Source organism: Collinsella sp. OM08-14AT, from assembly GCF_003438115.1.
Classification (GTDB): domain Bacteria; phylum Actinomycetota; class Coriobacteriia; order Coriobacteriales; family Coriobacteriaceae; genus Collinsella.
On record NZ_QSTE01000001.1, the window covers coordinates 312,904 to 321,818 of the forward strand.

An 8,915-nucleotide genomic window follows, 5' to 3' on the forward strand; every position below is an offset into this window, starting at 1 on the left:
TGACTCAGCAAACACTTGATCTAGTGCTGCAAATCCAGGAATGACCGATTGGAGAACACGCAATGCAAGCAAAAGAAATCACCGAGGCAATTAAAAAATACATGCAATGTGACACCATTGGCCTTCAAGCTGTAGTTCTGCATGGCGAATGGGGTTCGGGGAAGACGTATTATTGCGAGAACGATCTTAAAGCCGCTCTAAATGATATAGGCGTAAAGACATGTCGCGTGTCGCTATTTGGCGTTTCCGGCTATGATGAGATCTGCAATAGAGTTCTGGCTTCACGACTCCATATTTACGAAAACGCAAAAGATCGCGTTGGCACCGCGATGAACGTTTTTAAGAAAAGTGCAATTGAAGCCGGCACCTCAGCATTAAATAGCAAAATTGCAGATTTAGGAATTCAGATATCAGTAAATTCCGACTTGATGCTGTCTTTAATCGACATGACGAAAGTTCTCGTAATATTGGACGATTGCGAACGCAGTAGCTTCGCCCATGATGACCGTTCATTTCTTGGGTTCGTTAACAATATGGTCGAAAACCATGGCTGGCATGTGATGCTCGTTAGGAATCAGCCCCTGTCTTTTGAGGATGACTGTTCTGTTGAAAAGGCGGTTATACGCCAAATCGAATATGAGCCAGACCTACAGGCGCTTTACCGAGTCATGGTAAAGGACAAGCTGCGCATTCCCAAACATATCGACTTCGAAGTCATGGATGCTATTGCTGAAGGACTGAAGGGATCCCTTGTCAATATAAGGGCTCTATTAAGATCAATTCCGTCTATTAACTGCGCATTAAATACGTCGGTTCTTTTCGATGAAAATATCGATTTTCATGGAAGAGTAAAAGCGTTCTCAGATTTTGTTGGCTATACAGTTCAAGCATCAGCAGGAATAGTTCCTGATGAGCCTAAAGACGCGAAAAAATCAATGAGCATTTTCAATGCGTCTGAACTTCAGGAATATGACAACTATCTTACTTTATCAAGGGCCCTTGCCCCTTTAGCTGAAGGGAAGGATATAAACCCAGAAACTGTTAAGAGTTCATTCAAAAAATTTGTGCTGAAGAAAAACCCCAATTCAGCTGCAGACGTCGAGGCCCAAGAAATGGAATACCATTGGAGCGCTTTGCACTGCTTGGAAGACAGTGAGGTTGAATTGCTGGCGAACAAACTTAAAAACATGCTAGCTAAGGGGCAGTATTCTCAAGAATGGTTCTATAAGATCATTGGGTTTTCACTTAATCTTATTAATCTTGGGTTCTGGGATGAATCATATCGCGAGAAGCTTCTCGATTCGCTTCGGCTCGCCGCAAATCACGACCCCAAGTGCGACGCTGCTGCTTTGAGGCAAGAACGGGATAATTTTAATGATTTTTATGGTACAGATGCCAATCTCATAATGGACAAACTTATAACTGAGGTTGAACAAGATGAAAGGGAGCGAGATTTAAATCGCATCAGTTTTGAGTTTTCTATAGTTGACCAGAACACAGGTAAAACAATCTCCGCGTTTTTTGAAGAAGTCATTAAATCCGAGCACCAAAATAGAATACTGAATGTACCAGCTGAAACTGTGGCCATGTCAACCTATGTAGGAACCGCCGACTCACAAAATTCTCTGCATTCATTTTTTCATACCGGCATGAAGAGATATAGAGACAAGCATAGCCTGAATGAAGCCGTTGGATGGTTAAAAAAGATTGACGCGCAACTTGTCAAAATGGGGTCCAAATCTCGCATGGGCGGACTGAGAACTAAATGGATTCGCAATGACATCAAGGAGGCAATCGAAACGTTGAGCGAAAGGGCGCAGTGCGCATCAACTGAATCTGATGCCGTTATGTGATTACGCCTAGTTGCTCAACGCCTTGCTGATGCCATGCGCTTGTTCAACATATGAGAAGCTTCCTTTCGCCGACTGACAAAACGATTTACACCTAATTATTGGCACTGTTCACGGGCGTTTTCTTTGCTTACGGCCTGATCTCGCTAAACTAATAGCTGCTGCTACCAGGGCATTTTCTGGTGCACATTCTATTGGCTCCTGCGAAGATCGGAGCGGGTATGTTTGCTGCCGAGTCCCACACCAGCCGTCATTACATTGCGATTGTTGCCATGGCCTGCCTATGCGTTTTGCTGGGCGGGCCTTCTTATGCCGCGGGCGCGGAGAGCCTCATCATCGCGGGCGAGACGTACTACGAGCCGGGCGTGTCGGGCCCCGGCTGGGCCTGGACCGATGCCGACCACCTGGAGCTTAACGGCTACGCGGGCGAGGCCATCGGCGCCGAGGGCGACCTGGTGCTGACGCTTACCGGGCAAAACTCCGTGACGGAGTCGCATGCGCCCGATGCGGACATCACGCTGTGCGGCATGGAGGTGTGGGGCAACCTGACGCTTAGCGGCACCGGGACCCTAACGGCGACGGGCTCGCAGTGCGGGATCCACGTTTCGCAGGCGCTCGTGGTGGACGAATGCACCGTCGATGCCCGGGCAGGCGGGGCCGATATAACGGACGAGGCGGTCGCTGGCGTGATCGCAGGCGACATGGCCGTGCGCGGCGGCGGACGCGTCGTTGCCGCGGGCGCCGGGTCCGGAGCGGGCGTGCGCGCCTACGGCGTGTATCTGCAAGATGCGGGCCTTGGCGACGGTGCGGTTGGCTGCCGGCTTTCCGTCGACGCCTCGCGGCTCGATGCGGCCGGTACCGACGGCGGCGTTGCATGCACGGGCGGGTCGCTTGTGTCCGCGCGGTTTGTGACGCCTGTTGGTGGGGCTTTTGGTGCTGGCGGCGTGTTGGATGCCTCCGGTGCGATGGCACCGCATGTGGTGGTTGTGCCCGATGTCGCCACGCCTCCCGCGGGGGAGACCGACGGGCGCGACGTGCCAGGTGGCAGCGTGGACAGGTCTCCCACCGATGCTAACCCCGCTGCCGGAGGGCCCACCACAGGACCCACGGCAAATCCCACGATGAAACCCGCGGCCACGACAACCAAGACAGCAACGACAGTAACCAAGACCACGGTGTCCACGTCCTATAAGCCCAAGACCGCAACCGCCACCGCGACAACTGCGTTACTCCCCAAGACCGGCGACAACAACTGGGTCGCAGCTTCCGTGACGCTTTTCCTGCTTGGTACAATGCTTCTAGCTGCCGCATGTCGTTGTTGAGATAGCTGCCATTTGGAAGAAAGGGACATCCACAAGGCATTGCTATTTGCTTGTTTGCTTATAGGCGCCCAATTATCGAAGGCAGAGGCCATACGGACGCGTCCATGGGCTGAATCGCGGCAACGAGACCCGGGTTGATATACGGGAGAAAAGAATTCAACAATAAGGTGGTGCAGATCACAAACAGCAAAAAGGGCACCGGGACTTATGTCGGCTCCGGTGCCCAAGCGCAATATCGGCAGTACACAGAGCACCGCAATGCAACAATCAGGGTCGAGCGCAAGGCGGATTTAGATCCGCTGAATTCATTTATAGTGCAAGCAGTATGGTCTAACCCCTCTTTTGCGTATATCCGGCTGTTGCGGTCGAGGCCTACGTCCCATGCGTAGAATTGCTTGGTATATAGAATTGCAACACCATTAAGTATTGTGGGGGTTTCTTGTGAAGTGGAACGAATTGGCTGAATTAATATGCGCGTTTATCTCTTTAATTGTGACAGCCATCATTGGCAAGAAACAGTGTTGCCAGAGCAAGCGCATGGAGGAATTCGAGCGTCGCCAGGACGAAAGAGACGAACGCAGACACGCCGAAGGGAATAAGGCGCAGGCAATCGAGTTTATCTCGAAGTATTACTCAGACAGAGGATTAATTCCGCTTTGCGCTGTCGCCGCCATGCACAATGACCTTTTTTATTATTCACGTGAGATGTACCGGAACTTTTGTTGTCTCGTGCCGGAGGTACAGAATCTAATTCTTAAATACTGCAATCTTGACTTGCGGGTCAGGGGAGAGGATGACCTGTTCGTCCGTTGCATCACCGCAGTCGAAGCCGCCCTCCGTGACCGCTTCCCAGAAGACGAACCCGTTCTTTATGATGATGGGAAATACGTGCTTCGCAGCCTCGAAAGGTATGCGGGGGAGAGGCTGCCAGAACCTCGGGTTGACCTTCTTTCTGAGTGCCTGGACTCTTCCTTTCTGCCCCCTGATAGCTGTTCCCCGGGGTACGATTACCTTATCCGTAAGGTCCTTTCCGAGGCCTTCGAATCCAGGGTCGCTTCCTTCGCCCCCATTTCCTATCTGAAAAATGAATATCAATTCGAATCGAGCTCCGAGATTGAGGCCTGCCGATTCGCGTTAACCGTTGCATTCTACGCGGCGACCTACGGCTCTGGTGACGAGGCCAACGATAAGGACTACGGGTGCCCCGGCGGTTTCGATGGCGAGAGAATCGAGACCATGGAAGACCTATTTCTTCTTGCCGTCTTTCAGATGTATACCAGGTTTCTACTTCCGGACGAGGAATAGGAATCGCAACCACGTGTCCGAGCCTTAAATATGTGTTCAAACTTCTTCCCCTATGTCCCCTTTGGGGACAGCCGCCAGCGCAATACCTCAGTGCTATACTCGTTGTCCTAAGGAAGTGATTCATATGTACTTGAGCGATACTAAGATTCAGGAGCTCATCGACAGCAAGGTGCTGCTCAATGCCGATGCTTCGAACATCGGACAGGTTACGTATGACTTGCGCACTGACGGGTTCTACGTTAACGAAAGCAAGCAATCCGAGGTCGAACTTGGCCCTGGAGACTCGACTTTTGTCTCTTGCGTTGAATGTATCGCGCTGCCCAACGATTTGACCGCTAGCGTTCTTTTACGCAATTCGCGCATTCGCCAGGGGCTTTCTTTGGATGCGCCGCTATATTTCCCCGGTCATGGAACACGGCTGTTCTACCGTGTTACAAACGTAAGCGGCAACACGATTGCCCTTGATAAATCTAAGGGTATCGCGCAAGTCGCATTCCAGCGCGTCGAAGGCACGGTTGCTCATCCTTACCATGGAGCCTTTTCCGATGAGCTCAATTTTAATGGGCTTGCCGACTATTCCGACGTCTATGCCGGAGAGCTCAAAAAGGTCGAGGATAAAAAGAACGAAGTCGCCAACATCGAGTCTCGTATCTATGGCAACGTTCTGGCTCTCTTCGCCATTTTTGCCGCGATCTTCACGCTTGTGAACGTTAATGCCGGAGGGGTTTCTTCCGATATAACGACCGTCCGTTTCGTTGCGCTTGATCTGCTGATTATCGGCGGATTCCTGGTCCTTGCGTCCGCAATTGAGGCTTTTCTTGTTAAGGATAAAGAAGATAAGGCGTGGCTTCCGCTCGTGATAGGCATCATATGCATCGCAGCGGCGGTTTTCCTTGCTTTTCGTAAATAGTCAAGTGATCTAAAGGTAAGCAATATGGCTTCCGAGACGGGGTGCCCCGGCCAATGCCGGGGCACCCCTATCTGTTGAGCGGTCTTTTGTTTTTAAATTACATGGCAGCCATAGCAGCCCCAACACATCCTCTATTTAAAAAACGCATGTCGCATAGCGTAAAACCGGGGTCTGGTCGACGGGCCTTGGTTTTACTCCGCACTTCGCTTGGATCCGCGACCTCGTTTTCGAAAGCCACTCCCGCGACAAGCTCGTCAAAAAGCAAGGTCGCAATTGCTTTGTGGCGAGCCGGCGACCTGTCGCGCGTATAGAATCTAAGGATCCGCACTCCAGTTATGAAATGGATTGGACACCACACGGAGATCCCCAGCACCCTGTGCAGCAATGTGTACGACTTCGCGTTTTGCCCCGAGCCCTGCTACGACCGCCTGGTCGACCTCGCCGACCCCGAGGACTGGGGCCCCGGCAACCGCATCCTCAAAAACTACCTGTCGTTTTCGTTTAGCCGCGCGGTGTTCCTGACCGAGCGCGACGTGGACCAGACCGCCCCGTCCAACTTGCCGCTGGTGTTCGACGACGTCCGCTGCCTATTCAACACCGGCCTGCACACGCGCCGCTACGAAACCACCTACGGCCTGTTTGAGCCCAACACCAAGCCCGACGCGCACCAGCACTGGTTTTTGAAGGGCTCCTTTAAGGAAAGCGACCCCATGCTAGTCTCGTTTGAGTACCTGCCGTGCCGCGTACGCTTTGCCGAGGACCCTTCCGAGCTGGTCTTTGACCACCGCCTTCCCATCCGCTCCAACATCGATCACATTCTGGGCGACGAGGAGAACCTGACGCGCATTCCTGCCAGCCTGATGGGGGAGGGTAACTCGCTGCTGCTGCGCCGCGCCTTTGAGGGTGCCGTCGTCGAGGCCGCCCGCCGCGCCGCCGCCAACTACACACTCGCCGTGCCGCAGTTCTACGGCGGCCGGATCCAGCTGCTCTTGCCGCTGTGCCTAACCGGCGACAAGCCCGAGCTGGCGCTGACCATCCAGCGCGAGGACGGTTTCTACGCCGCACGCACCTGCCTCACGCTCGACATGGCCTACAACAACGCGCGACTTATCTGCCGTCCCGAGACCTCGTGGATTAAACGATAAAGGGTGGTTTAGCTGCGGTTTTTCAGATTGCTTTGATTGTTTTGGCTTGGCTAGCACCCACGAATTTAAAATCGAGGGCAAAAAGTTCTTGGTAAACCACGCGCGGCTATGTTAGTATCTCTTTTGCCGAAAGGCGACGGGCGATTGGCTCAGGGGTAGAGCATATCCTTCACACGGATGGGGTCACAAGTTCGAATCTTGTATCGCCCACCATCAAAAGCGCAGGTCAGAGGTGTTAAGCCTCTGGCCTTTTTTCATATGATGCCAAATCGAACCGAATTTACCTAAAGCGTTGTATGTTATGCAGTTCACTTTAGTTGTCGTCATCGCACGTTTTGAAAAGTGCATCTGCGTTCATTCATTGAATTCTCTGCGCAATCTATGCGCAATTGTGGAGACAGAGACCACTGGCTCACAGCTCGTACCAGCACGTTCATGTCTATGGCGGATTTTCAATAGATTGCGTCAAGCTTTTGGTCAGTGTTTGGTCAGCTACCCGTACTTACCCGCATGATGCGCCAGTAGATAATCGACCTTGCCCGCAATCCGCACGGCCTACGGCCGATACCAGGGGAGGCGCAAATGGACGATATCGTCTGCGCAAACACTGCATTCCGCTATTGGCGCTGCCCACCGCAGGTGCGCAATCTCTACCCGCGCCTGCCCAACTCCGAAGACGGCTGGCGAGCTCTATCCCAAGCCCCTTTTGTAACCGAAGTCCTCAAGACCCCAATTATCGCTGTTACTTCGCCAGGTTGTTGTAATCACCACTCGGGATTGCGCTCTACTATTCGCTGGGAAGGGGCATCGGATGCCGGCACAACAATCGACACTAATTTAGGCTTTTGTGTCACCAATCCGCTTAACACGTTATTTACTATGACACGCTTTGTATCCCAAATAGATCTCGTACTGGCTATGTACGAACTTTGCGGTTGGTTTTCTGTTTTCGAGCCGGCTCCCGCTGCCGAAATGCAGTTAAAAATGGCGGTAGAGGAGAATCGCAATTCCAGCACGCAGGATCTGTTCGAACTTGGAGAAGGCGAAGACGAGGTTCCTTGGAAACGAGTTTATGCCCGCGCAACCGTTAAGGACCCAGATAATGATAGCCAAACGAGCAAGCGTGAAGATGGAAGAGAGGTTACGAAACTCAAAGGTACTTCTCTCTGGATGAGAAAGCCGCTCATCGAGCTGAGCGACCTGCATCGTTTCGCCGACAAGGTCAAAAGTCAAATGTGGGGAAAGCAGTTTTATGATGCCGCTCAGCAGGTTATCGGCATTGCTGCGTCTCCGCTCGAGGTTGCAGGAATCTTGCTTCTAAACCGTCCGCGGCGTCTTGGCGGCGCTGGCTTCACGAACGTTTATGCCAACGACTTAACTCCTCTTTCCATATCGGCGCAAAGCATCGCAGGTCAAAAGGTCTGCTACGGCGATATCGTGATCGTAAATCCGATTCTTATGAAAGGGGCAATTATCGAAATCCAAGGTGAAGTCATTCATGGTTCAGGTGCAATACTTGACCACGATGCGGAACGCATGACTGCGTTGCAGAGCATGGGATTCGATGTATTCCTGGTGACTCACGATATGCTCAACGATTCAAAGCAGCTAGACACCATAGTCAGAAGTGTCTGCGACCGTTTAGGGATTCGCTATAAAGTCAAAACTGAGGCAATGAAGTGCGCCGAGACGAGACTGCGAGCAAATGTTTTGTGCAACTGGTTGGAAATCGGAATTTAGCCGGCGACAAGGCGCTAGAACTACCTAGTTTGCCTGTTAGTGAATTAATGTCATTTCAAAACTGTGCCGGATTACGGGGCTGGACCCGGACCGGCCGTCCATACCCTGCATTTCACGGAATGCGCAAGTCGCCTACCTGCGATTTTGATTTTACCGATTACGGCATGCTCGGGGGTTCCCGGCCTGGCCCCGTAAACCGGCATGGTTTTGGAATCGCCGGGTCGGCGGGGGCGCGGTCGGCCCCGGTAATGGGCCTGGCGCCGGCAAGACGGCCGTTGGGCGGATGGCGGAACGCGCCGCGACTGCGAAATTTTCCAAAATTGTCCTTGCATCGTGGTCCGAGTTCCCGTATAGTACTTCTTCGCACGGGGGCGTAGCTCAGCTGGGAGAGCGCTTGACTGGCAGTCAAGAGGTCAGGGGTTCGATCCCCCTCGTCTCCACCCGAGCATTGAATGAGGCTCCAACGCAAGTTGGGGCCTTTTTTCATATTGGCACACAAGGTCAAAGGCGGCACCATGATCCTCCTGGTCGACAAGATCGAAAAAAGCTTCGGCGCACGCGTCCTCTTTAGCGGCGCGTCCTTCCAGATCAACCCCGGCGAGCGCTTCGCGCTCGTGGGCCCCAACGGCGCCGGCAAAACCAC

Annotated in this window: 7 protein-coding genes and 2 tRNA genes; all 9 read left to right on the top strand. The window is 52.7% G+C overall.

The window, feature by feature from the left end:
• The first annotated feature begins 62 nt into the window (after window positions 1–62).
• The gene (locus tag DXC18_RS01365) at window positions 63–1,853 is read left to right on the top strand and encodes a hypothetical protein (protein ID WP_117716109.1); all 1,791 of its coding nucleotides are present in this window, start codon (window positions 63–65) and stop codon (window positions 1,851–1,853) included.
• Between the two features lie 218 nt (window positions 1,854–2,071).
• Entirely contained in the window at window positions 2,072–3,172 is a 1,101-nt protein-coding gene (locus DXC18_RS01370; RefSeq protein ID WP_117583153.1) for a hypothetical protein, read from the top strand.
• Window positions 3,173–3,709: 537 nt separating this feature from the next.
• Complete coding sequence (locus tag DXC18_RS01375; RefSeq protein ID WP_199412159.1) at window positions 3,710–4,477, top strand: hypothetical protein; 768 nt, start codon at window positions 3,710–3,712, stop codon at window positions 4,475–4,477.
• Between the two features lie 130 nt (window positions 4,478–4,607).
• The gene (locus DXC18_RS01380; RefSeq protein ID WP_199412160.1) at window positions 4,608–5,387 is read left to right on the top strand and encodes a hypothetical protein; all 780 of its coding nucleotides are present in this window, start codon (window positions 4,608–4,610) and stop codon (window positions 5,385–5,387) included.
• A 335-nt stretch (window positions 5,388–5,722) separates the two neighbouring features.
• The gene (locus DXC18_RS01385; protein WP_117583156.1) at window positions 5,723–6,532 is read left to right on the top strand and encodes a DUF3825 domain-containing protein; all 810 of its coding nucleotides are present in this window, start codon (window positions 5,723–5,725) and stop codon (window positions 6,530–6,532) included.
• A 138-nt stretch (window positions 6,533–6,670) separates the two neighbouring features.
• Window positions 6,671–6,745: transfer RNA gene (locus tag DXC18_RS01390), tRNA-Val, on the top strand.
• A 369-nt stretch (window positions 6,746–7,114) separates the two neighbouring features.
• Complete coding sequence (locus DXC18_RS01395) at window positions 7,115–8,272, top strand: hypothetical protein (protein WP_147330249.1); 1,158 nt, start codon at window positions 7,115–7,117, stop codon at window positions 8,270–8,272.
• Window positions 8,273–8,639: 367 nt separating this feature from the next.
• Window positions 8,640–8,712 (top strand) — tRNA-Ala (locus tag DXC18_RS01400).
• Window positions 8,713–8,787: 75 nt separating this feature from the next.
• Window positions 8,788–8,915: ATP-binding cassette domain-containing protein (locus tag DXC18_RS10810; protein ID WP_199412161.1), on the top strand; the 128-nt coding region annotated here is incomplete at its 3' end.